At 69.3% G+C, this 22,486-nt stretch carries 20 protein-coding genes; 5 read left to right on the top strand and 15 right to left on the bottom strand.

Features of this window, described 5'->3' with window-relative positions:
* Positions 1–172: 172 nt before the first annotated feature.
* From PARJ55_RS0111460 to fsa, 4 genes are all read right to left on the bottom strand, one after another.
* Entirely contained in the window at positions 173–931 is a 759-nt protein-coding gene (locus PARJ55_RS0111460) for a TSUP family transporter (RefSeq protein ID WP_028713171.1), read from the bottom strand.
* Between the two features lie 139 nt (positions 932–1,070).
* On the bottom strand, positions 1,071–2,009 hold the full coding sequence (locus PARJ55_RS0111455; protein WP_028713170.1) for a tyrosine recombinase XerC: 939 nt from the start codon (positions 2,007–2,009) through the stop codon (positions 1,071–1,073).
* Positions 2,006–2,716: a DUF484 family protein gene (locus PARJ55_RS0111450; protein WP_028713169.1), complete on the bottom strand. Its 711-nt coding sequence runs from the start codon at positions 2,714–2,716 to the stop codon at positions 2,006–2,008. The genes PARJ55_RS0111455 and PARJ55_RS0111450 overlap by 4 nt, the downstream gene beginning before the upstream one ends.
* Positions 2,716–3,369, bottom strand: a complete 654-nt coding sequence (fsa, locus tag PARJ55_RS0111445) for a fructose-6-phosphate aldolase (protein WP_024843021.1) — start codon at positions 3,367–3,369, stop codon at positions 2,716–2,718. The genes PARJ55_RS0111450 and fsa overlap by 1 nt, the downstream gene beginning before the upstream one ends.
* 289 nt (positions 3,370–3,658) lie before the next feature.
* On the opposite strand from fsa, the gene PARJ55_RS0111435 reads away from it, so the two are divergent.
* Positions 3,659–5,860: a primosomal protein N' gene (locus PARJ55_RS0111435; protein ID WP_028713168.1), complete on the top strand. Its 2,202-nt coding sequence runs from the start codon at positions 3,659–3,661 to the stop codon at positions 5,858–5,860.
* Between the two features lie 193 nt (positions 5,861–6,053).
* On the opposite strand, the gene katG is transcribed toward PARJ55_RS0111435, so the two are convergent.
* From katG to PARJ55_RS0111380, 11 genes are all read right to left on the bottom strand, one after another.
* The gene (gene katG / locus PARJ55_RS0111430; RefSeq protein WP_028713167.1) at positions 6,054–8,231 is read right to left on the bottom strand and encodes a catalase/peroxidase HPI; all 2,178 of its coding nucleotides are present in this window, start codon (positions 8,229–8,231) and stop codon (positions 6,054–6,056) included.
* 209 nt (positions 8,232–8,440) lie between these two features.
* Positions 8,441–8,707, bottom strand: coding sequence for a hypothetical protein (locus PARJ55_RS0111425; RefSeq protein ID WP_028713166.1), 267 nt, complete (start codon positions 8,705–8,707; stop codon positions 8,441–8,443).
* On the bottom strand, positions 8,664–10,118 hold the full coding sequence (locus PARJ55_RS0111420) for a nitrite reductase (protein ID WP_028713165.1): 1,455 nt from the start codon (positions 10,116–10,118) through the stop codon (positions 8,664–8,666). The genes PARJ55_RS0111425 and PARJ55_RS0111420 overlap by 44 nt, the downstream gene beginning before the upstream one ends.
* Positions 10,093–11,316, bottom strand: a complete 1,224-nt coding sequence (gene nirJ, locus PARJ55_RS0111415) for a heme d1 biosynthesis radical SAM protein NirJ (protein WP_028713164.1) — start codon at positions 11,314–11,316, stop codon at positions 10,093–10,095. Before nirJ ends, PARJ55_RS0111420 begins: the two co-directional genes overlap by 26 nt.
* A 13-nt stretch (positions 11,317–11,329) precedes the next feature.
* Positions 11,330–11,812, bottom strand: a complete 483-nt coding sequence (locus tag PARJ55_RS0111410) for an AsnC family transcriptional regulator (protein ID WP_028713163.1) — start codon at positions 11,810–11,812, stop codon at positions 11,330–11,332.
* A complete protein-coding gene (locus PARJ55_RS0111405) occupies positions 11,809–12,282 on the bottom strand; it encodes an Lrp/AsnC family transcriptional regulator (RefSeq protein ID WP_028713162.1) in 474 nt (157 codons plus the stop codon). Before PARJ55_RS0111405 ends, PARJ55_RS0111410 begins: the two co-directional genes overlap by 4 nt.
* A complete protein-coding gene (locus PARJ55_RS0111400; RefSeq protein ID WP_036714057.1) occupies positions 12,279–13,250 on the bottom strand; it encodes an AsnC family transcriptional regulator in 972 nt (323 codons plus the stop codon). Before PARJ55_RS0111400 ends, PARJ55_RS0111405 begins: the two co-directional genes overlap by 4 nt.
* Before the next feature lie 2 nt (positions 13,251–13,252).
* Positions 13,253–14,404 (bottom strand): cytochrome D1 domain-containing protein, encoded by a 1,152-nt coding sequence (locus tag PARJ55_RS0111395; protein ID WP_036698254.1) that lies wholly within the window; start codon positions 14,402–14,404, stop codon positions 13,253–13,255.
* A complete protein-coding gene (locus PARJ55_RS0111390) occupies positions 14,401–14,712 on the bottom strand; it encodes a cytochrome c (protein WP_028713159.1) in 312 nt (103 codons plus the stop codon). Before PARJ55_RS0111390 ends, PARJ55_RS0111395 begins: the two co-directional genes overlap by 4 nt.
* On the bottom strand, positions 14,705–15,619 hold the full coding sequence (gene cobA / locus PARJ55_RS0111385; RefSeq protein WP_028713158.1) for a uroporphyrinogen-III C-methyltransferase: 915 nt from the start codon (positions 15,617–15,619) through the stop codon (positions 14,705–14,707). The genes PARJ55_RS0111390 and cobA overlap by 8 nt, the downstream gene beginning before the upstream one ends.
* Before the next feature lie 65 nt (positions 15,620–15,684).
* A complete protein-coding gene (locus PARJ55_RS0111380; RefSeq protein WP_028713157.1) occupies positions 15,685–17,475 on the bottom strand; it encodes a nitrite reductase in 1,791 nt (596 codons plus the stop codon).
* A 127-nt stretch (positions 17,476–17,602) separates the two neighbouring features.
* Between PARJ55_RS0111380 and PARJ55_RS0111375 the strand changes: the two genes are divergently transcribed.
* The 4 genes from PARJ55_RS0111375 (at position 17,603) to PARJ55_RS0111360 (ending at position 22,486) form a co-directional block, all read left to right on the top strand.
* A complete protein-coding gene (locus tag PARJ55_RS0111375; protein WP_051416246.1) occupies positions 17,603–19,648 on the top strand; it encodes a NosR/NirI family protein in 2,046 nt (681 codons plus the stop codon).
* The gene (locus tag PARJ55_RS0111370; RefSeq protein ID WP_028713155.1) at positions 19,645–20,541 is read left to right on the top strand and encodes an FAD:protein FMN transferase; all 897 of its coding nucleotides are present in this window, start codon (positions 19,645–19,647) and stop codon (positions 20,539–20,541) included. Before PARJ55_RS0111375 ends, PARJ55_RS0111370 begins: the two co-directional genes overlap by 4 nt.
* Positions 20,542–20,631: 90 nt before the next feature.
* Positions 20,632–21,084 carry a cytochrome c gene (locus PARJ55_RS0111365; protein ID WP_028713154.1) on the top strand — a complete coding sequence of 151 codons (453 nt, stop codon included), beginning with the start codon at positions 20,632–20,634 and terminating at the stop codon, positions 21,082–21,084.
* Between the two features lie 13 nt (positions 21,085–21,097).
* Positions 21,098–22,486: a cbb3-type cytochrome c oxidase subunit I gene (locus PARJ55_RS0111360; RefSeq protein WP_028713153.1), complete on the top strand. Its 1,389-nt coding sequence runs from the start codon at positions 21,098–21,100 to the stop codon at positions 22,484–22,486.

Genomic DNA, 22,486 nt, shown 5'->3' with positions numbered 1-22,486 from the left:
CCCAAAAGGGGGCTTTGCCCCCGCGCGTTCCGCGCTCCCCCAGGATATTTGGACAAGAAAGAAACCGGGCGGTTGGGGGTGCCCTTCGCCATGCTTCTTTCTTGGAGAAATATCCTGCGGGGGAAGCCCGTCGGGCCTGCCCGGCGGGCGTGGGGGCGCAAAGCCCCCATTTCTAAAGAAGCTGCCAGATCAGCCGCAGCGCCAGAACGGTCGAAGTGGCGACCAGCAGCGGCTTGATCACCCGCGCGCCGATCCGCATCGCCAGCCGCGCGCCCAGCATCGCGCCGGCGATCTGCGCCACGGCCATGGCGCCGCCGAGCAGCCAGAGCGGCTTGCCCACCGCGGCGAAGGCGACCAGTCCGCCGAGGTTCGAGGCGAAGTTCAGCAGTTTCGTATGCGCCGTCGCCTTGAGGATGCCGTAGCCCGCCAGCATGACGAAGCCCAGCATGAAGAACGAGCCGGTTCCCGGGCCGACCAGACCGTCGTAAAAGGCCACGACGGGCACCACGCAGGCGGTGAAACCCAGCGGCGTGATGCGGCGCATGCGGTCGGTATCGTCCAGCCCCGGCTTCAGCGCGAAGAATACGGCGATGCCGATCAGCACCAGCGGCAGCCCGTAGCGCAGCGCCTGCGTGGGGATCCAGGTGACCAGAGCCGCGCCGCAGAGCCCGGCGGCGAAGGCCACCGCCGCCGCGCCGATCTGTCCGCGCAGGTCCACCAGCCCACGCCGCGCATAGGCGATCGCCGCCGTCGCCGCGCCGAACACGCCCTGGACCTTGTTGGTGGCCAGCGCCTGGGCGGGCGGCACTCCGGCCAGCATCAGCGCGGGCACGGTGATGAGCCCGCCTCCGCCGGCGATGGCATCGACGAAACCGGCCGCGAAGGCGGCGCCGGCCAGCAGCAGCACGAGGTCGAGGGAGAGTTCGAACATGCCGCCCCTTTGGGGCGCCGTTCGGAAAATGTAAAGCCGGGCCGATAGCGCGGGCGGGCGAGTATTCGGGAGCGGGGATGGCCTTCGCGCCCTGCGCCGGGTGCGGATTGCAGAAGTATTCGGGAAACGGCGAACCCGTTCAGGCGCGGGGATGGGCGGCGCGATAGACGGCCAGCAGGTGGGCGTCGTCCACGCCGGTATAGACCTGGGTGGTGGACAGGCTGGCATGGCCCAGCAGTTCCTGGATGGTGCGCAGGTCTCCGCCTGCTGCCAGCAGATGCGTGGCGAAGGAATGGCGCAGGGCATGCGGCGTCGCGCTTGGCGGCAGGCCCATCACCTGCCGGGCGTGGCGCATGGCCCCCGAGATCAGCGCCGGGTTCAGCCGGCCGCCGCGCGCGCCGCGAAACAGCGCCGCCGCCGGTTCGAGCGGATAGGGGCAAAGGCGCAGGTATTCGGCGATCGCTTCGCGGGCGGCGGGCAGCACCGGCACCTGGCGTTCCTTGCCGCCCTTGCCGCGGATGGTCAGCGCCTCGCGCAGCGGCCAGTCGGCGCCGTCCAGCCCCAGCGCCTCGGAGATGCGCAACCCGCAGCCCCAGAGCAGCGTCAGCACCGCCACGTCGCGGGCGGCGATCCAGGCTTCGGGATGGGTGTCGCCGGTGATTTCCAGCAGCGCCTCGGCCTGGTCCGGGGCCAGCGGGCGCGGCAGCGAGCGGGTGAATTTCGGCCCGCGCGAGGCCAGCGCCCTGGAGGCGTCGAAGCCGTGGCGGTCCGACATCCAGCGGATGAAGCTGCGCGTCGCCGAAAGCCTGCGCGCCAGCGAGCGGGCCGAAAGCCCGCGCCCGCGCTCGGCGGCGGCAAAGGCGCGCATGTCGGATTGCGTCAGCTGGCCCAGCGTCGCCGGCAAGGCGGGCGTGCCGTGATAGCCGCCGAGAAAGGCCAGAAAGGCCAGCAGGTCGGCCTGATAGGCGCGGATCGTGTGGTCGGAACGGTCGCGCGTCGCGCGTTCGCTGTCGAGCCAGCGCGCGAGATCGTCGGCCATGGCCGGGGCCAGCGCCAAAGGCTCGGCCCCGCCGGTCATTTCCTGAGCCAGGAGATCAGCACCAGCCGGAAGGCCTGGCCGAAGAAGCGCAGAAGATCCGTGCCCTGCGCCGGGTTGAAGCGCCCCAGATCGGCCGAGCCCATCAGCAGCAGCGCCGGGAAGCGGCCGGGCCCGAGGTCGATGGGCAGCAGCGCCTCGGAGCGGATCGGGGCGCGGGCCTCGCCATGGAAGGGCAGGGTCTCGCGCGCCAGGCGGCGCAGCACGATGTCGTCGCCGCGCGGCATCCGCCGCCCGCCCGAGATCAGCCGGGCCACCGTGCCGGAGGGCGCGATCACCAGCGGGCCGCTGGCTTCCGGCGCCGGGATCTCGCCGCCCGATTCCATCACCAGCCGCAGGGTTTCCACCCGCAGGATCGGCGCCACGGCGACGTCGAGGTTTTCCAGGAACTCCTCGAAATCCGTCGGTTCCAGCAGCGACAGCACGGCGCGGTGGATGGTGTTCATCCCCGACTGGTTGTCATAGGCGGCCGAGATCACCGATTCATGCGCCGCCTCGAGCCGGTCGAGCCGCGATTCCAGCGCCTGCATGGCGCGGCCGCGGATGTCGATGACGTTCTCGCCCACCTCGGCCTCGCGCGCGCCGATCAGCGCGCGCATCAGGTCGCGATCCGCGAGGATCAGCTCGGGCTGCGCCAGCAGCCGGGCGCGGATGTCCTCGGGCAGTTCGGCCGCGGTCTGCTCGGTCATCAGACGATCTTCTGCCCGGTCTTGGCCCAGTCGGCGGTGAACTGCTCCAGCCCCTTGTCGGTCAGCACGTGATTCGCCATCGCCTTGATGACCGCGGGCGGGGCAGTGATGACGTCGGCGCCGATGCGGGCGGCGTCGGTGATGTGGTTCACCGAGCGGATCGAGGCGGCCAGGATCTGGGTCTGGAAGTCGTAATTGTCATAGATCTCGCGGATCTGGGCGATCAGCTCCATGCCGTCGAAGTTGATGTCGTCGAGCCGGCCGATGAAGGGGCTGATGAAGGTGGCGCCGGCCTTGGCGGCAAGGATCGCCTGCGCGGCGCTGAAGCACAGCGTCACGTTGACCTTGTGGCCCTGCGACGACAGCGCCTTGCAGGCTTTCAGCCCGTCCCAGGTCAGCGGCACCTTGACGGTGATGTTCGGGGCGATCTTCACCAGGTGCTCGCCCTCGCGGATCATGTCCTCGGCCTTCAGGGCGACGACCTCGGCGCTGACCGGACCCTCGACGATGTCGCAGATCTCCTTGGTGACTTCCAGGATGTCGCGGCCCGATTTCAGGATCAGCGACGGGTTGGTGGTGACGCCGTCCACCATGCCAAGGTCGTTCAGTTCGCGGATCGCGGCGACGTCGGCGGTATCGACAAAGAATTTCATGGGAGGGAGCCCTTCTTGCGGTTTTGCCGTGGGTTTAGCGCATAACAGCCGGCGCGTGAAGTCCGGCCTGCGCGGCTTGCGGGCCCGGCTTGCGGGGCAGGGCGCCGACATGCCACTAGTGGCGGACCTTTTGGATCACGCTTATCCGCCGTTGCCGCAGGAGGAATGCACTTGGAAGCCCTTCAGCCCGATCTTATCGACCTGTTGCCGGCCCTGGCCGCCGGTCCGTTCCTGGTGGGAAACTGGCCGCTGCTGCTGCTGATCGGCTGGGCGGCGCTGCCGGCCTGAGATGTCCCCGCCGCTGTTCTATCCCCATGGCGCGCGCATCGCGGTGCTGACGCAGGAGGTGGTCGGCATCCTCGACTATCTCGCGCCCGAGGGCGGCGTGCGGCTGGGCCAGCTGGTGGTGGTGCCGCTGGGCCCGCGCCGGGTGATGGGCGCGGTCTGGGGGCCGGGGATCGGCGATTTCGATGCGGCGAAGCTGCGGCCGGTGGCGCGGCTGATCGATGCGCCGCCGCTGGCGCCGGGGATGATCGAGTTCCTGGCCCGGATGGGCGAATACACGCTGACGCCGCTGCCGTCGCTTTTGCGCATGGCGACGCGGGCGCCGGATCTGGACCAGCCGCCCTCGGCGCGCCGCATCATCCATCGCGCCGGGCCCGAGCCCGCGCGCATGACCGATGCCCGCGCCGCCGTGCTGCGGGTGATCGAGGATCACGGCGGCGCCGGCTTCGCCCCGGGCGAGCTGGCGCAGCTGGCCGGGGTCAGCGCGTCGGTGGTGCAGGGGCTGGTCAAGGCCGGCACGCTGGCCGAGGTGCTGGCGCCGCGCGACGTGCCCTATCCGCGGCTGGACGCCGGCCTGCCGGGCAAGCCGCTGGCCCCCGATCAGCTTGAGGCGGCCGAGACCCTGCGCGCGGCGCTGAAGACCCGCGGCTATGGCACCACGCTGCTGCGCGGCGTCACCGGCTCGGGCAAGACCGAGGTTTACCTTGAGGCGGTCGCGGAATGCCTGCGGCAGGGCCGGCAGGCGCTGGTGCTGCTGCCCGAGATCGCGCTTTCGGCCGAGTTCCTCGACCGGGTCGAGGCGCGCTTCGGCGCCCGGCCCGGGGAATGGCATTCCGGCATCACCCGCAGCGAACGCCGGCGGCTCTGGACCATGGCGGCGCAAAACCATGTCGGGCTGGTGGTGGGCGCGCGTTCGGCGCTGTTCCTGCCCTTTGCCGATCTGGGCCTGATCGTCGTCGATGAGGAACACGATTCCAGCTACAAGCAGGAGGATGCGGTCTATTACAGCGCCCGCGACATGGCGGTGCTGCGCGCCAGCATCGAAGCCGCGCAGGTGGTGCTGGCCTCGGCCACGCCCTCGGTCGAAAGCTGGGTGAATGCGGCCTCGGGGAAATACCGCCGTCTGGACCTGCGGGCGCGCTATGGCACGGCGGACCTGCCCGAGATGGGCACCATCGACCTGCGCCAGCAGGAGATGGAGAAGGGCCGCTGGATCAGCCCCCGGCTTGCCGCCGAAATCCGCGCCCGCAAGGAACGCGGCGAGCAGTCGCTGCTGTTCTTGAACCGGCGCGGCTATGCGCCGATCACCGCCTGCCGCGCCTGCGGCCAGCAGATCGGCTGCGACCATTGCGACGCCCGCATGGTCGAGCACCGCTTCCAGAACCGCCTGGTCTGCCACCAATGCGGCGCGACCAAGCCGATCCCGGTGGCCTGCCCGAGCTGTGGCGTCGAGGGCAAGATGACCGCCATCGGGCCGGGGGTGGAACGGCTGGCCGAGGAAGTGGCCGAGCGTTTCCCCGAGGCGAAGGCGACGGTGCTGTCCTCGGACCTGTTCCACTCGGCGCGGGCGCTGAAGGAGGCAATCGCCGAGATCGGCGCGGGCGGGACCGATATCATCATCGGCACGCAGATCGTCGCCAAGGGCCACAACTTCCCGCGCCTGACGCTGGTGGGCGTGATCGATGCCGACCTGGGCCTGCAGGGCGCCGACCTGCGCGCGGCCGAGCGCAGCTTCCAGCTGATGCGGCAGGTGGCGGGACGGGCCGGGCGCGAGGGCGGCGATGCGCGGGGGCTGGCGCTTCTGCAGACCTATCAGCCCGAGCATCCGGTGATCCGCGCCATCCTCTCGGGCGAGGACGAGGCGTTCTGGGATGCCGAGGCGGCGGCGCGGCAGGCGGCGGGGATGCCGCCCTTCGGCCGGCTGGCGGGGATCATCCTGTCGCATCCCGACCAGCCGGTGGTCGAGGACTATGCCCGCGACCTGGCCCGCCGCGCCGAGCCGCTGCGCAGCATCGGCGCCGAACTGTTCGGCCCGGCGCCCGCGCCCATCGCCCGCATCCGCGCCCGCTTCCGGGTGCGGATGCTGATCCGCGCGCCGCGCCAGGCGCCGGTGCAGGGTGCCATCGCGCAATGGCTGGCCCGGGCGCCGAAGCCGCCGGCCAACCTGCGGCTTGCCGTCGATATCGACCCGCAAAGCTTCCTGTGACGAATGGTCCGGGCGGGGCCGCCGGCCGCTCATGCCGGCGGCGGCGGGGGCGGCCGCGCAAGGCCATGCCGGCCGGTGCCTTCGCGCCCTGCCGCTGATGAAAACACCCGGGAACCGTCGCCGGGCCCCGGGCTGCAATCGTTACGCAAACAGGCCCCCCGGGACGTTCCCGTCCCGGAAGTGCCGGACCCGATCAGGCTTGCAGATCGAAGCGATCCGCGTTCATCACCTTCGTCCAGGCGGCGACGAAATCGTTGACGAACTTGCCGGCATTGTCGTCCTGGGCGTAAACCTCGGCATAGGAGCGCAGGATCGAGTTCGAGCCGAATACCAGGTCCACCCGCGTGGCCGTCCATTTCACTGCGTCGGTCTTGCGGTCGCGGATCTCGTAGAGGCCGTTTTCCAGCGGCTTCCAGCTGTTGCCCATGTCGGTCAGGTTCACGAAGAAATCCGTGGTCAGCTGGCCGACGCGGTCGGTGAAGACGCCGTGGCGGCTGCCGCCATGGTTGGTGCCCAGGACCCGCATGCCGCCGACCAGCGCCACCATCTCGGGCGCGGTCAGGCCCATCAGCTGGGTGCGGTCCAGCATCAGCTCCTCGGGGCTGACCAGATAGTCCTGCTTCAGCCAGTTGCGATAGCCGTCATGGATCGGCTCCAGCACCGCGAAGCTTTCGGCATCGGTCATCTCGGCGGTGGCATCGCCGCGGCCCGGCGCGAAGGGCACCTCGATGTCGAAGCCCGCCGCCTTGGCCGCCAGTTCGACCCCGACATTGCCGGCCAGCACGATGGTGTCGGCCAGGCTGGCGCCGAATTCGGCCGCCAGCGGTTCAAGCACCGCAAGCACGCGGGCCAGGCGCTCGGGCTCGTTGCCTTCCCAGTCCTTCTGCGGCGCCAGGCGGATGCGCGCGCCATTGGCCCCGCCCCGCATGTCCGAGCCGCGGAAGGTCCGGGCGCTGTCCCAGGCGGTGGCGATCATCTCGGCGATGGTCAGGCCGCTGTCGGCGATGCGCGCCTTGAGCCCGGCGATGTTGTAGGTCTTGCCGCCCTCGGGGATCGGGTCCTGCCAGATCAGGTCCTCGGCCGGAACGTCCGGGCCCAGGTAGCGCGATTTCGGCCCCATGTCGCGATGGGTCAGCTTGAACCAGGCGCGGGCGAAGGCATCGCTGAACGCCTCGAAGTCGTTCATGAAGCGCAGCGAGATCTCGCGATAGATCGGATCGACCTTCAGCGCCATGTCGGCATCGGTCATCATCGGCATGACGCGGATCGAGGGATCCTCGACATCGACCGGCATGTCCTCTTCGGCGATCGAGATCGGCTGCCATTGCGAGGCGCCCGCCGGGCTGTGGGTCAGCGTCCATTCATGCTTGAACAGCATCTGGAAGAAGCCGTTGTCCCATTGGGTCGGGTTGGTGGTCCAGGCGCCTTCCAGCCCCGAGACCACGGTGTTGCGCCCGATGCCGCGGCCCTTGGTGTTCATCCAGCCCAGGCCCTGGAACTCGGGGCCGGCGGTCTCGGGATCGGGGCTCAGGTCGGCGGCGCTGCCATTGCCGTGGCACTTGCCGACGGTGTGGCCGCCGGCGGTCAGCGCCACGGTCTCTTCGTCGTTCATGCCCATGCGGGCGAAGGTCTCGCGCATCTGGTAGGCGGTGGCCTGCGGGTCGGACTTGCCGTTCACCCCCTCGGGGTTGACGTAGATCAGGCCCATCTGCACGGCGGCCAGCGGGTTGGCCAGCGTGCCGGGATTCTGGACGTCGCCATAGCGGGAATCGCTGGGCGCCAGCCATTCCTTCTCATCGCCCCAATAGGTGTCCTTCTCGGGGTGCCAGATGTCCTGGCGGCCGAAGGCGAAGCCATAGGTCTTGAGCCCGGCCTGCTCATAGGCGATGGTGCCGGCCAGCACGATCAGGTCGGCCCAGCTGATCTTGTTGCCGTATTTCTTCTTGATCGGCCACAGCAGGCGGCGGCCCTTGTCGGTATTGACGTTGTCGGGCCAGCTGTTCAGCGGCGCGAAACGCTGGTTGCCGGTATTGGCGCCGCCCCGGCCGTCCGAGGTGCGGTAGGAGCCGGCGGCATGCCAGGCGGTGCGGGCGAACATGCCGACATAGCTGCCGTAATCGGCCGGCCACCAGTCCTGGCTGTCGGTCATCAGCGCCCGCAGGTCTGCCTTCAGCGCCTCGACGTCCAGCTTCTGCAGCTCTGCGCGATAGTTGAAATCCTTGCCCAGCGGGTTGGTCTTGCTGTCGTGCTGATGCAGGATGTCGAGGTTCAGCGCGTTCGGCCACCACGCCATGACCGAGCTGCCCATTGCGGTCATCCCGCCATGCATCACCGGGCACTTGCCGGTGGTCTTGATGTCGTTTCCGTCCATGATCGCTCTCCTTTGCTGGGTCGTGCCGCCGGGGCGGCGCAGATACCGGGTGCGGACTGCGGCCGCCATGCGACCGCAGCGGATGGCTCGTGCGAATCTGCACTCCCTCTGCCGACAGGTTCTAGCAGCTTTAAAAATACTTGGAATTTATATGTTTGTATGGCTATAATAATCTTTAGTTATGATCCTGCCCAAGGTGCCTTGGCCGTTCAGCCGTGCGGGCGGGCGCGGTCCATCAGGCCGCGGATCCAGCGCCCCGAGGCCCAGGCCGCCGGCACGCCCAGCACCAGCGCGGCCCCGGCCGCCCGCAGCGGTGCCAGCACCGGCAGGCCGGTCCAGCTGGCCAGCAGCGACAGCATGAACAGGTTGATCCAGACCGCCGCCGCCGCGAAGGGATAGAAGAGCAGCGCCAGTTTCCAGGCGGGCCAGCCGTCAGTGGCTGGTTCCGTCCTCGAAGGTGATCTTGTTCCAGACATTGTATTTCCCCGAAGGCTTGCGCATCGGCAGCCGTTTCACCTCGTCCAGCGTCCTGGCATCATAGACCACGACCGCGCCCTCGTCCTCCCACAGCGAGACCAGCACATGGCTGCCGTCGCGGGTGAATTCGCTATGGGCGAAGGTCTGGCCCGGGAAGGGCGCGAGGGTCCTGACGATCTCCAGCGTCTGCTTGTCGATGATGTGCATCTCGTCCTTGTGCGGGCCGAAGAACACGTCCGCCCAGACATAGGGGCTGGTGGCATGGCCGCGCAGGAAGAAGCCGGGACCGTCGGTCTTGATCTGCTTGACCAGGCTCCAGTCCTGCATGTCGATGACCGAAAGCACGCCCTCGCCCAGATGCGGGGTAGCCATGACCCGGCGGCCGTCGCGTTCCCAGGTGATGCCCGAGCCCAGATGCGGCATCCCCGGCAGGGGCAGCTCCGCCACCTTGTGCCCGTCGTCCAGGTCGATCACCACGCCCTTGTCGCCGTCGCGGTTGGCGCCGATCAGCTGGCGATAGTCGGGCGAGAAGAAGAAATCGTCCAGCGGCTCGTCGATGGGGATGCGGCGGATGGACAGGTCGGCGGTCGCGACCTCCCAGATCTCGGGCGCGTCCTTCAGCGCCAGCACGAAGCTGTGGCGCTGCGGCGCCTGATAAACGGCGCTGACCCGGCTGGGGATGCCGTCGACCTGCGTGTCGATCAGCCGCAGCGGGTTCAGGTCCGAATCCAGGATGGTCAGGCTTTCCGGCAGGTAGTTCGCCACCGCGATGCGCCGGCCGTCCGGGCTGATGGCGATGTTGCGGCTGTTCAGCGCGGCGCGGATGCGGCCGACCTCGGCCAGCGACCAGATATCGTATTTCTGCACCCAGCCGTCGCGCGACATGATGTAGACGAAGCGCCCGTCCGGGCTGAATTTCGGCCCGCCATGCACGGCGAAGGGGGTGGCGAAGCGGTCCAGAACCTCGAACGTGTCGCCGTCCAGCACGCTGACGTGATGGTCGCCCGTCTCGACCACCAGCGTGATGTTCAGCGGATCGGCGGCAAAGACCGGCTTGTCCGCCGGCTGATAGTCGGCATTCATCTCGCGGCTGGCGGCGATCTGCTCGGCGCTCCAGTCCGGGCGCTGGTCCAGCGGCGCGGTGACATAGCCGACCAGCGCGGCGATGGCCTCGGGCGACAGCCGGTCGGCAAAGCCCTCCATCTGGGTCGAGACCCGGCCCTGGGCGATCACCGCGTCGATGCCGCGCACGCGGCCCAGCGTCTCGGGGATCAGCGCCGGGCCGGTGCCGCCCAGCCGATCCTCGCCATGGCAGGCGGCGCAATGCTCGGCATAGTCGGCGGCCGGGTCGGCCTGGGCCACCAGCGGCAGGGCGAGCAGCAGGCTAAAGAAAGCGATGGGCCGGATCATGGCTTTTTCCCCGGAAAGGCGTGACGGCAAGGCGGTCCAGGTCGGCGCCCTCTGCGCCGATCTCGGAGCCCGAGAGATAGCAGGCCGGATCCTCGGCCCAGGGGTCGCCGGTCAGTTGCAGCGCCCGGATGCGGGTATTGCCGCCGCAGACCGCCTGATAGGCGCAGGCGCCGCAGCGCCCCTTCAGCGGCCGCGGCCGGGTGCGCAGCGTGGCCAGGATCGGGTCGTCCCCGGTCCAGATCGCGGAAAACGGCCGTTCCTTGACCGAACCCAAGGTATAGTCCGACCAATAGGTGTCGGGATGGACGCGGCCCTGCGGGTCGATATTGCCGACGCCGAGGCCCGAGGAGTTGCCGCCCCAGGCCTCCAGATGCGCGCGCAGATGCGCGACGGCGGCGGGCGGAAAGCGCGTCTCGGCCCAACGCAGGAAATAGACCGCATCGGCATCGTTGTTGCCGGTGACCACCTCCAGCGGCTCGGCCCGCTCGACCGCCTCCCAGGCGCGGGCGATCAGCAGGTCCATGGCGCGGCGGGTGCGGGCATGTTCGGTATCCTCGCCCCGGTGCTTGTCGCCGCGGCCGGCATAGACCAGATGCGACAGGTAGAACTTGTCCACGCCCTCGTCGCGGCACAGGTCCAGCATGGCGGGCAGGTGATGGGCATTGCCCTCGGTGATGGTGAAGCGCAGGCCGACCTTGACGCCCTGCGCCTTGCAGGCCCGTACGCCGGCCAGCGCTTGGTCGAAGGCCCCCTCGACGCCGCGGAACCAGTCGTTCACCGCCCCGATCCCGTCCAGCGAGATGCCGACATAGTCGAAGCCCAGCCCGGCCAGCCGCTCCACGTTGCCGGCGTCGATCCTGGTGCCGTTGGTGGACAGCGACAGGTGGCGGAAGTCCAGCCGCCGCGCCTCCTCGGCCAGTTCCCAGAAGTCGAAGCGCGACATCGGCTCGCCCCCCGACAGGATCAGCGCCGGGATGCGGAAATCCGACAGGTCGCGCAGCACCGCCATGGCCTGCTCATGCGTCAGCTCGCCGGGAAAGGGCCGGTCGGCCGAGACGGTATAGCAATGGCGGCATTTCAGGTTGCAGCTGCGGGTCAGGTTCCAGATCACCACCGGGCGGACCGCATCCGGCCGGCTGCGGCGGCGCGGCGGCGAGGGGTCCAGAAGCTGGTGCATGTATTGGGTCAGGCGGAACATGGCTTTGCCTTTCTTAGCCGTCCTTCAGGCGCAGGCCGGTCTTTTTCAGGATGCGGGTGGAATAGAGGATGTCGTCGCCCCGGCAGGCGGTGCCCAGCAGGGCGCGGACCCGGGCGCGCTTGTCCTCGACCTCGGCGCGGCTCTGGCCGTGCAGCATGGCGAAGAGGTTGTAGCGCCAGACCGGCGCGCGCGGCCGCAGGTAGCAATGCGTCACGAAATCCAGCGCGCCCACCCTTTCGCCCAGGGCTTCCGCCCGCGCGTCGTCCACGTCCCAGACGCTCATGCCGTTGGCGGTCATTCCCAGCGCGTAATGGTTGGGCGCGATGGCGATGCGGCGGATCACGCCCTTGGCCTGCATGGCGGCCAGCCGGGCGATGACCTGCGCCTCGGTCAGGCCCAGATCGGCGGCGATCCGGGCATAGGGCGCTTCGACCAGCGGCAGCCCGGCCTGCGTGGCGGCGATCAGCCGGCGGTCGGTATCGTCCAGCGCCGTCATGCCGCCACCCGGAAGCCGATGAAGAATTCCCGCAGCTTGGGAAAGCGCCAGACGGTCAGCCCGGTCTCGGCCTCGATCCTTGCGCAGGTTTCTCCGATGCCCTCGGGCGTGGCGGTGGCCAGCACGAACCACATGTTCAGCGCATGGTCGCGGGCATAGTTATGCGCCACCTCGGGATGGGCGTTGACCAGCGCGGCGATGCGGTCGAAATCCGCCTCGGGCGCGGAGAGCGCGCAAAGGCAGAAGGCCCCGCCCATCGCCGCGGCATCGTAGAAGGGGCCGAAGCGGGTGATGGCGCCGATCTCGCGCAGCCGTTCCAGCCGCTCGATCAGCGCGGTCCCGGTCAGGCCAAGCGCCGCGCCGGCATCGTCGAAGGGCCGCGGAGTCAGGGGAAACCCCTCTTGCAGGCGGTTCAGGATGGCGCGGTCGGTATCGTCCAGCGCCTCGGGCGGCAGGGTCCGGCGTCTCATGCGGCGACCTCGATGGTGGCGCCGCGCTGGCGAAAGCAGCGGGTCGAGAACAGGATGCGATGCGGCACGCGGGCCAGTTCCGGCAGGGCGCGGGCCTCGGCCAGCACCGCCATCGCCTCGGCGCGGGAACGGGCGTGGATCATGCAGAACAGCGGCCAGTTCCACAGCCCGGGCACGCAGCGCCGCTGATAGCAAAGCGTCACCCCCGGCACCCCCGCCAGCGCGGTGCCGGCGGTTTCGACGGCCGTTTCGGGCAGGCGCCAGACCACCATGGCATTCTCGCACCAGCCAAGTGCGCGATGCTTCACGATCACCCCGACCCGGGTCAGGATGCGCGCCTCGGCCAGCGCGCGGATGCGCGAGATCACCTCGGCCTCGCTGCGGTGAAGCGCCTGTCCCAGCGCGACGAAGGGGCGCGGGATCAGCGCCAGCCCGGTCGAAAGCGCCTGCATCAGCGCGCGGTCGCGCGGGCGCAGGGCGTCCAGGTCGGCGGGCCGGTCCAGCGCCATGGCGCGGCGCGGGCCGATCAGCGGAAAGCCCAGGTCGATGTTGAAGGCGCGCACCAGCGGCAGGGACAGCACGGCAAGGCCCGTCGCCGCCTCGATCCGGGCGAGGCTTTCGGCCAGCGCCGCGGCATCGGGGGCGGTGGCGACGAACCACAGGTTCCATTCGCTGCCCTCGCGCAGATAGGCATGGTTGACGCCCGGCTCGGCCCCGACCAGCGCCGCGACCTCCTCCATGCGCCGGTCGGGCACCCGCAGCGCCGCCAGCGTCGAGGCGCCGGCGGTGTTCGGCCGGCAGGTGGCGCCGATGCGCGAGACGATGCCTTCGTCGCGCAGCCGGGTCAGGCGGGCGATGACCTCGGCCTGGCTGGTCCCGAGGCGGTGGGCCATGGCGGCAAAGGGCCGGGTCTCCAGCGGCAGGTCGCGCTGGAAGCCGTCGAGCAGGCGCAGGTCCAGGTCGTCCATGGTCACAGCCCCGTCCGATGCGCGCGGTCGGTGAAGAAGATCCCCGAGGGCGCGCGCGCCTCGATCTCGCCCAGCACCGCGCGCGAGCGGGCGTCGCGGATCTCGACCCGGTTCTCGTCGCGGACCGACAGCCAGACCTCGCGCCCGCGCGGGGCGAACTCCATGTGCAGCACGCCCTTGCCGGGGGTCAGCGTGTCGATGACCTCATGGGTCAGCGCGTCCACCACCTGCAGCTTGTCATTGTCGGGCGGGGCGAAATTCACCCAGATCTCGCGCTTGTCGGGGCGGGCCAGCGCAAAGACCGGCTGCCCGGCCAGGTCGGTGCGGGCGATCTCGGCCAGCCCGTCGGCATCGACCCAAAGCAGCTGGTGCAGCCCCACGGCGGGCAGGGCAAAGACCCCCTCGGCCAGCGTCCAGCCCTGCAGATGCGGCATCTTGTAGACCGGCAGGTCCGGCTGGTCCTTGCCGTAATCGGGCAGGAAGCGCGTGACCTCGGGCGGGTCCTGCCACAGATCGACCTGCACCAGCCCCTTTTCGCCGAACAGCCCGACCATATAGCGCCGCCCGTCGCCGGTCAGCAGCGCGTCATAGGGATTGGCGCCGATGCCCTCCAGCTTCGTCACCCCAGGCTGTGCCGGATCGGCGGCATGGTCGAGGATCCAGACCTCGCCCGTGTCCCAGGTCGCGACGACGAAGCGCGAGCCCGGCGCATCGGCGATGCCCACGGTTTTCGAGCCCATCGGCACATCCGCCACCGGCTCCAGCGTCTCGGCGTCGAAGACCCGGACGCCGCCCGGCTCGTAATTCGCCACCGCGACCAGCCGGCCGTCGTCCGAAATGGCCCCGCCGATGGAATTGCCGGCCTGCACCACGCGGCGGACCACCTGACGGGTCAGGATATCGACCTTGGTCAGCCCGCCGTCGCGGCCGAAGACATAGGCGAAGCGTTCGTCGGGGGAATAGACCAGGCTGGCATGGGACAGGTCGCCCAGGCCCTCGATCCGGCCGAGCGCGGCGCGTTCGCTGCGGTCCACGACCAGCAGCGAGCCCGCCTCGCGCTCGACGATCAGGCCCAGATCGCCGGTGCCGCGCAGCTCCCCGGCCAGCGCCGGGGCGGCGATCATCAGGGCGGCGAGAATTGCCTTGAGCATCATTGCGTCTCCGTCGTCAGAAGGTAATCGGCGATCCAGCGCGCCTCGTCCTCGGTCAGCAGCGGGCGCCAGCCCGGCATGGCGGTTCCGGGCATGCCGTCCAGGATCAGGCCGGCCAGATCCTCGGCATCGCGCCCAGCCAGCGCCCCGGCGGTGATCGGGCGGCCCAGCCCGCCGGTCAGCCGCAAGCCGTGGCACGAGCCGCAATCCTGCCGCACCAGATGGCGCAGCTGATCCTGCCGCGCGGCGTCGGGCGGTCCCGCGACCGCGGTCCCGGCCAGCAGCGCCAGCAGGAGCGCCAGCCTAGCCATGCGCCACCAGCCGCCATTCCGGGCGGCCGACCCCCTGGGGCAGGGCGCAATCCTCGGCCAGCGCCGCGACATGGCCGAGGATGAACAGCAACGGCGCCGGCAGCGGTCGGCGCGCGAGGGCGTCGGGGATATCCTGAAGCGTGGCGTGCAGCCGCTGCTCTTGCGGGGTGCTGGCCTGAGACACGGCCAGCACCGGCAGGTCGGAGGGCATGCCGTGGCGGATCAGCTCGGCCGCGATCTCGGCCATGTTGGCCGCGCCCATATAGACGGCCAGCGTGGTCTGCGGATCGGCCAGCGAGGCCCAGTCGAGATCCAGCGCCGCGTCCCGGGCCCGGTGGCCGGTGACATGGCGCAGCCCGGTCGCCAGCCCGCGATGCGTCAGCGGAAAGCGGGCCGAGGCCGCCGCCCCCTGCGCCGCGGTGATGCCGGGCACATAGTCGCAGGGGATGCCGGCGGCGGTCACGGCCTCGAACTCCTCGCCGCCGCGGCCGAAGATCGTCGGATCGCCGCCCTTGAGCCGCGCCACGGTCAGGCCGGAAAGGCCCAGCTCGACCAGCAGGGCGTTGATCTGCTCTTGCGGGACGGGATGGAAGCCCGCCGCCTTGCCCACCGGGATGCGCCGGACATGGGCGGGGATGCAGGCCATCACCTCGTCCGAGACCAGCCGGTCGTGCACCACCACGTCCGCCTGTTGCAAAAGCCGCAGGGCCCGCAGCGTCAGCAGCTCGGGATCGCCGGGACCGGCGCCGATCAGGTGGACGCGGCCCACCCCCCCGCCGGATGCCGCCGTCCGGGCCGCCGCCTCGTGCGCGGCCAGGCCCTGCACCGCCTCGCGCGCCGTCTTGCCGGGCGGTCGGGCCGCCGCCCCGCTTGTCGCCGCGCCGTTCGTCACCATCTTGCCGGCCATGTCGGACCCCCTCGGAAAATCTGCCTGGACGGGGGCGCGAACGCCCCCGCCTGGGTCGTGACCGCTCAGTAGGTGTCGGTCTTGGTGTTGTAGACGTTGAACTTGCCGGTGGGGGTCACCAGCCGCTCGTCCTTGATGACGTGCTTCAGCTCCAGCGTCTTGTCGTCCACCACGACCAGCGCCGATTGCTGGTCCTTGCCGTTCCAGACGCTGAACCAGACCTCGGTGCCCTCCTTGTTGAACTCGCCCTGCACGACGCGGGGCTGGCCCTCGGTGATGCCGGCCCATTCGGCGATGGGCAGGGTGACGAAGTCGGGGTCCGAGCCGTCGCCGGTCATCGCCTTGATGTCGAAGACCGCGACCGAGCCGGAAATCTCGGCCTCGGGGTTCAGGGTCGCATCGACATAGAGATACTGCGAATTCGGGTGCGTCTTGATGAACAGCGAACCGCCCCCCAGCGCCGGGAAGCTGTCCAGGATCTTCCAGGCATTGTCCGGATGGCCTTCGGGATCGGTGCCGATCAGCGCCACCGAATCGTCGCCCATATGCGAGGTCGCCCAGACCGGGCCGAAGGTCGGGTGGACGAAGTTCGCGCCGCGTCCCGGATGCGGGGTCTGGCCGCCGGTATCCTCGATCGCGACCAGCTTGCCTTCCTTGGTGTCGATCACCACCAGCTTGTTGCGGGCGTTGGCGGCGGTGATGAAGTAGCGGTGCGAGCCGTCCAGGCCGCCGTCATGCAGGAAGCGTTCCGCCTCGATCTCGGTGGTCTTGAGGTTCTTGAGGTCGGTATAGTCGACCAGCAGGATCTTGCCCGTCTCCTTGACGTTGACGATGAACTCGGGCCGGTAATGGCTGGCGAGGATCGCGGCGACGCGCGGCTCGGGGTGGTATTCCTGCTCGTCATAGATCATGCCGCGCGTGGACTGGATCTTCATCGGCTCCAGCGTCTCGCCGTCCATGATGACGTATTGCGGCGGCCAATAGGCCCCGGCGATGGCGTATTTGTCCTCCCAGCCCTCCATCTTCGAGGTCTCGATGGAACGCGCCTCCGAGCCGATCTTGATCTCGGCCACCGTGGCGGGTTCCTTCATCCACAGGTCGATCATGTTGACCTTGCCGTCGCGGCCGATGACGAACAGGTAGCGGCCCGAGGCCGAGAGGCGGCTGATATGGACTGCATAGCCGGTATCCAGCACCGACTTGATCTCGTAGGTCTGGCCGTCGATCAGCGCGATCTGGCCCACGTCGCGCAGGGTGACGCTGAACAGGTTGTCAAGATCCCAGTCGTTCTCCTGCGCCTGGGGCCGGTCCTCGGGGGCGATATGGACCTTCCAGGTCTCGCGCATCTCCTTCATGCCGAATTCCGGCGGCGCGGCCGGGTCCAGAAGCAGGTAGTTCGCCATCAGGTCGACCTGTTCGGCCGAAAGCTCGCCCGAGGTGCCCCAGTTCGGCATGCCCGCCGGCGAGCCGTAGGTGATGAAGGTCTGCAGGTAGTCGAAGCCCAGCTCGCGCGTCAGGTCGGGGGTCAGCGCCTTGCCGGTCGCGCCCTTGCGCAGCACGCCGTGACAGCCGGCGCAGCGTTCGAAATAGATCTTGTTGGCCTCGTTATACTGGGCGTCCGACAGGGCCGGGATGCCCTCGGGCGCGCCGGGGGCGGCCACGTCCTGCTGCGCCAGATTGTCCAGCGAGGGTTCGTATCGGTTGTCGGTCTTGGTCTGGTGATCTTCCAGCGCGGCCTTGGGGTCCTTGGCGGCGGGGGCCTGTTCCTGTGCGATAGCCGCAAGCGGCCCAAGGACAAGGGCCAGGGCTGCCGAGGCCAGCAGGCCCGGTCTGGCGATTGGAGTCCTTTGTCTCATCTGGCTTTCCTATTTGCTGGCGCGCGTTCAAGCCGTTCCTGGGCGCATTTCGCGCGCGGGGCTTTGACCTTTGTTAAGGTCGGGGTGCGGCATTTGCGCGATCAGGGGCGGGCAACCACGGATGCGGATGGCGATGCCCGGCGATCTATCCCTTGCCCCCTGCCGCCTGCTGCTGGCGCTGCTGGCGCTGGTCCTGCTGGCGCTTCCGGCCCGGCCCGAGCCGCTTTCCGTTCCCGATGCGGCGCTGGCGCAGGCGCTGTTCGGCGCGGACGGGCCGGTGATGCTGGACCGCCGCGAAACGCCGGTGCCGGGCTGGAACGTCAGCCGCGACGGCCGGGCGCTGGGCATGATCGGCTCGACCTGGGAGATCGCGGCGACCGCCGGCTATTCCGGCAAGCCGCTGGACGTGCTGATCGCGGTGACGCCGCAGGGCGCCATTGCCGGTGCGAAGCTGGTGCGCCAGACCGAGCCGGTGCTGAGCCTCGGCATTTCCGAGGCGCATATCGCCGCCTATGTGGACGGCTTCCGAGGCGTCGATCTGTCGCAGGGGCCGGGAGACGGCCAGGCGCTGCCCGAGGTGATCTCGCGCGCCACGGTCTCGACCGGGGTGATCCGCGACGGCATCCTGCGCAGCGCCCGGGTGCTGGCGCAGGCGCAGGGGCTGGGCGGCGGCGGCATCGACCGCGTCGGCTACCGCCACGCGACCTGGGCCGATCTGCTGGCCGAGGGGGCGTTCGGCCATGCCACGGTCTCGATGGCCGAGGCGGCGCGCGCCTTTGCCGGCGCCAAGGTGCCGGTCGAGCCTTCGGACGCGCCCTTCCTGGAGCTTTATGCCGGGCTGATCGATCCGCCGACCGTCGGCCGCAACCTGCTGGGCGCGCAGGCGTTCACCGCCGCCGCGGGCGCGCTGCAACCCGGTCAGGCGCTGGTCGCGGTGCTGTCGCGCGGGCTTTACAGTCCGCGCGGCACGGAATGGCGCCGCTCGGGCCGGTTCGAGCGCATCGGTTTCGAACAGGGCGCGCTGCGGATCGAACCGGGCGACGGCGATTTCGTCATGGTCGAGAAGCTGGCGCTGCCCGACGCGCCCGCCTTCAAGGAAATCAGCCTGTTCCGGCTGAATATCGACCCCGCCGCCGGCGGCATCGACCCGCGCCGGCCCTTCGATCTGGTGGTGAGCGCGACCCGGCCGCTGGTGGCGGGAGGAGAGGCCGCGCTGCCCATCCGCGCCACCATCCGCCTGCCCGAAGCCTTCGCCGCAGCCGAGCCCGAGAGCGTCCCGCTGTGGCAGGAGTTCTGGCTGAAGAAGATCCCCGGCATCGCCGTGGTCGGGGCCATGCTATTCGTGCTGGCGCTGATCCTGTTCGGGCAAGAGGCGCTGGTGCGCCGGCCCGTGCTGTGGCGCCGGGTGCGGCTGGGCTTTCTGGCCACCACGCTTTTCGTGCTGGGCTGGGGGCTGAACGGCCAGCTTTCCGTGGTGCAGGTGGTGGCCTTCCTGAACGCGCTGCTCTCCGGCTTTCGCTGGGAGACCTTCCTGATCGAGCCGATCATCTTCCTGATCTGGTCCGCCGTGGCGCTGGGGCTGCTGTTCTGGGGCCGCGGTGTGTTTTGCGGCTGGCTCTGCCCCTTCGGCGCGCTGCAGGAACTGACCAATGCCGCCGCCCAGCGGCTGGGGGTGCGGCAGATCGCCGTGCCGCAGGCGCTGCACGAGCGGCTTTGGGTGATCAAATACACGCTGTTCGTCGCCATCGTCGCGCTGAGCTTCTACAGCATGGAGCAGGCGCTGATCCTGGCCGAGGTCGAGCCGTTCAAGACCGCGATCTCGATGCGCTTCCTGCGCGCCTGGCCCTTCGTGCTCTTCGCGCTTGCGGTGCTGGCCGGCGGGCTGTTCATCGAGCGGTTCTATTGCCGTTACCTTTGCCCCCTGGGGGCGGGGCTGGCGATCCCGGCCAAGCTGAAGATCTTCGACTGGCTCAAGCGCCGCCCGCAATGCGGCCGCGAATGCCGGCTGTGCGAGACGAAATGCACCGTCGGCGCCATCGATCCCCTGGGCCGGATCAATCCCAACGAATGCGTGCTGTGCCTGCGCTGCCAAGTGGTGATGAACAACCCCGGCACCTGCCCGGTGCTGAAACGCCGCGCCCGCAGCGCCGCCCCGGCCGGAGATGCGCCATGAACCGCCGCCGCTTCCTGCTGCTGACCGCCTGCGCCGCGCTGCCCGCCATGGCGAAGGCCGCGCCCGAGGAATGGCAGGGCCGCGCCATGGGCGCCGATGTCGCCCTGCGGCTGCACGGGGCAAGCCCGGCGCAGGCCCGCGGCTTCTTCGCCGAGGCGGCGCGGCTGCTGGCCCATGTCGAAAGCCTGTTCTCGCTGCATCGCGATTCCGATCTGGTGCGGCTGAACCGCGACGGGCGGCTGCGCTTTCCCGCGGCCGGAATGGTGGAACTTCTGGCCCTGTCCGACCGGCTGCACCGCGCCACCGGCGGCGCCTTCGACCCGACCGTGCAGCCGCTGTGGCTGGCGCGGGCCCGGGGCGGGGACGAGGCGGCGGCCCGCGCCTTGGCCGGCTGGGATGCGGTCGCCTGGTCGCGGTCCGAGGTGCGGCTGGCTCGCCCCGGCATGGCGCTGACCTTCAACGGCCTTGCCCAGGGCTGGGCCGCCGACCGGCTGGCCGAGGCCGCCGCGCGCCACGACCTGACCGACCTCCTGATCGACGCGGGCGAGATCCGGGCGCTGGGACCGCGGGGCTGGCGCGTGGGACTGGCCGATGCCGCGGGGCGCGAGCATCGCCGCATCCGGCTGACCGGGCGGGCGCTGGCCACCTCTTCCCCCGGCGGCACGCTGATCGGGCCGCGGGGCCTGCCGCATATCCTGGCGCCCGGCGGCGGGGCGCCGCTTTGGGACACGGTCTCGGTCAGCGCCGACAGCGCGGCGCTGGCGGACGGTCTTTCGACCGCGCTTTGCCTGATGCCCTCCGTGGCGGCCCGCGCGGCGCTGGCGCGGCTGCCGGGCTGCCGGATCGAGTTGGCGATCCCCGCGCCGGGCGGGATTTCTTCGGGAAAAGCCTAGGTTTTTCGCCGCTTGACTTCCGTCAATGAACGACTCGGCCCCCGGGTCCAGTGAGGCATTATCCGACAATAACAGATAGGGACCCGCGTCATGAGCGACATCATGACCAAGAACATGGCCCGGAACGTCTTCTACGGCGGGTCCATATTCTTCATTCTGATTTTTGGCGCCTTGACGGTGCACAGCCATATCTACGCCCGCACCAGGGCCGTGGACGAAAGCCAGCTCACGGCCTCGGTGGCCGAGGGCAAGCATATCTGGGAACGCAACGCCTGCATCGACTGCCACACGCTGCTGGGCGAGGGCGCCTATTTCGCGCCCGAACTGGGCAATGTCATGAAACGCTGGGGCGTGCAGGACGACCCCGAAACCGCCGTCGAGACGCTGAAGGGCTGGATGGAAGCCATGCCCACCGGCATCGAGGGCCGCCGCCAGATGCCCCGCTTCGAGCTGACGGACGAGGAATACCGGGCGCTGACCGACTTCCTGCTGTTTACCGGCACGATCAACACCCAGAACTGGCCGCCGAACGAGGCGGGCTGAGGGGGAAACACCGATGAGATACCAATCGCAACGCATCGCCTATGCCTATTTCCTTGTGGCCATGGTGCTTTTCGCCGTGCAGGTCACGATCGGCCTGATCATGGGCTGGATCTATGTCAGCCCGAACTTCCTGTCCGAGCTCTTGCCCTTCAACATCGCCCGGATGCTGCATACCAACAGCCTGGTGGTCTGGCTGCTCCTGGGCTTTTTCGGCGCCACCTATTACATCCTGCCCGAAGAGGCCGAGCGCGAGATCCATTCGCCGCTCTTGGCCTGGATCCAGCTGGGCATCTTCGTGCTCGGCACGGCGGGCGTGGTGGTGACCTATCTGTTCGACCTGTTCCACGGCCACTGGCTGCTGGGCAAGGAGGGGCGCGAGTTTCTGGAACAGCCGAAATGGGTCAAGCTCGGCATCGCCGTCGCCGCAGTGATCTTCATGTACAATGTCAGCATGACCGCGCTGAAGGGGCGGCGGACGGCGGTGACCAACGTGCTGCTGATGGGCCTGTGGGGGCTGGTGCTGCTGTGGCTCTTCGCCTTCTACAACCCGGCGAACCTGGTGCTGGACAAGCAATACTGGTGGTGGGTCATCCACCTGTGGGTCGAGGGCGTCTGGGAGCTGATCATGGCCGCCATCCTCGCCTTCCTGATGCTCAAGCTGACCGGCGTGGACCGCGAGGTGGTCGAGAAATGGCTTTACGTCATCGTCGCCACGGCGCTGTTCTCGGGCATCCTGGGCACCGGGCACCACTACTATTGGATCGGCCTGCCGGCTTACTGGCAGTGGATCGGCTCGATCTTCTCGAGCTTCGAGATCGTGCCCTTCTTCGCCATGATGTCCTTTGCCTTCGTCATGGTCTGGAAGGGCCGGCGCGACCATCCGAACAAGGCCGCGCTGGTCTGGAGCCTGGGCTGCACCGTGCTGGCCTTCTTCGGGGCCGGGGTCTGGGGCTTCCTGCACACGCTGCACGGGGTGAACTACTATACCCACGGCACGCAGATCACCGCCGCGCATGGCCACCTGGCCTTCTATGGCGCCTATGTCTGCCTGGTGCTGGCGCTTGTGACCTATTGCATGCCGCTGATGAAGAACCGCGACCCCTACAACCAGGTGCTGAACATGGCCTCGTTCTGGCTGATGTCCTCGGGCATGGTGTTCATGACGGTGACGCTGACCTTCGCCGGAACGGTGCAGACCCATCTGCAGCGCGTCGAGGGCGGGTTCTTCATGGACGTGCAGGACGGGCTGGCGCTGTTCTACTGGATGCGCTTCGGCTCGGGCGTCGCCGTGGTGCTGGGCGCGCTGCTGTTCATCTATGCGGTGCTGTTCCCGCGCCGCGAGGTCGTCGTGCCCGGCCCGGTGCAATCGCACAAGGACGGCCATCTGGAGGCCGCGGAGTAA

This window comes from Paracoccus sp. J55 (genome assembly GCF_000513975.1).
Lineage (GTDB): Bacteria > Pseudomonadota > Alphaproteobacteria > Rhodobacterales > Rhodobacteraceae > Paracoccus.
The sequence above is the reverse complement of the archived record's forward strand: the minus strand, read 5'-3'. Positions and strand labels throughout refer to the sequence as shown.

Bases quoted from the DNA above. Each gene is read 5' to 3' on its own strand.
- PARJ55_RS0111460 (WP_028713171.1), bottom strand. From the start codon at position 931: ATGTTCGAACTCTCCCTCGACCTCGTGCTGCTGCTGGCCGGCGCCGCC.
- PARJ55_RS0111455 (WP_028713170.1), bottom strand. From the start codon at position 2,009: ATGACCGGCGGGGCCGAGCCTTTGGCGCTGGCCCCGGCCATGGCCGAC.
- PARJ55_RS0111450 (WP_028713169.1), bottom strand. From the start codon at position 2,716: ATGACCGAGCAGACCGCGGCCGAACTGCCCGAGGACATCCGCGCCCGG.
- fsa (WP_024843021.1), bottom strand. From the start codon at position 3,369: ATGAAATTCTTTGTCGATACCGCCGACGTCGCCGCGATCCGCGAACTG.
- PARJ55_RS0111435 (WP_028713168.1), top strand. From the start codon at position 3,659: ATGTCCCCGCCGCTGTTCTATCCCCATGGCGCGCGCATCGCGGTGCTG.
- katG (WP_028713167.1), bottom strand. From the start codon at position 8,231: ATGGACGGAAACGACATCAAGACCACCGGCAAGTGCCCGGTGATGCAT.
- PARJ55_RS0111425 (WP_028713166.1), bottom strand. From the start codon at position 8,707: ATGTCTGGAACAAGATCACCTTCGAGGACGGAACCAGCCACTGACGGC.
- PARJ55_RS0111420 (WP_028713165.1), bottom strand. From the start codon at position 10,118: ATGATCCGGCCCATCGCTTTCTTTAGCCTGCTGCTCGCCCTGCCGCTG.
- nirJ (WP_028713164.1), bottom strand. From the start codon at position 11,316: ATGTTCCGCCTGACCCAATACATGCACCAGCTTCTGGACCCCTCGCCG.
- PARJ55_RS0111410 (WP_028713163.1), bottom strand. From the start codon at position 11,812: ATGACGGCGCTGGACGATACCGACCGCCGGCTGATCGCCGCCACGCAG.
- PARJ55_RS0111405 (WP_028713162.1), bottom strand. From the start codon at position 12,282: ATGAGACGCCGGACCCTGCCGCCCGAGGCGCTGGACGATACCGACCGC.
- PARJ55_RS0111400 (WP_036714057.1), bottom strand. From the start codon at position 13,250: ATGGACGACCTGGACCTGCGCCTGCTCGACGGCTTCCAGCGCGACCTG.
- PARJ55_RS0111395 (WP_036698254.1), bottom strand. From the start codon at position 14,404: ATGATGCTCAAGGCAATTCTCGCCGCCCTGATGATCGCCGCCCCGGCG.
- PARJ55_RS0111390 (WP_028713159.1), bottom strand. From the start codon at position 14,712: ATGGCTAGGCTGGCGCTCCTGCTGGCGCTGCTGGCCGGGACCGCGGTC.
- cobA (WP_028713158.1), bottom strand. From the start codon at position 15,619: ATGGCCGGCAAGATGGTGACGAACGGCGCGGCGACAAGCGGGGCGGCG.
- PARJ55_RS0111380 (WP_028713157.1), bottom strand. From the start codon at position 17,475: ATGAGACAAAGGACTCCAATCGCCAGACCGGGCCTGCTGGCCTCGGCA.
- PARJ55_RS0111375 (WP_051416246.1), top strand. From the start codon at position 17,603: ATGGCGATGCCCGGCGATCTATCCCTTGCCCCCTGCCGCCTGCTGCTG.
- PARJ55_RS0111370 (WP_028713155.1), top strand. From the start codon at position 19,645: ATGAACCGCCGCCGCTTCCTGCTGCTGACCGCCTGCGCCGCGCTGCCC.
- PARJ55_RS0111365 (WP_028713154.1), top strand. From the start codon at position 20,632: ATGAGCGACATCATGACCAAGAACATGGCCCGGAACGTCTTCTACGGC.
- PARJ55_RS0111360 (WP_028713153.1), top strand. From the start codon at position 21,098: ATGAGATACCAATCGCAACGCATCGCCTATGCCTATTTCCTTGTGGCC.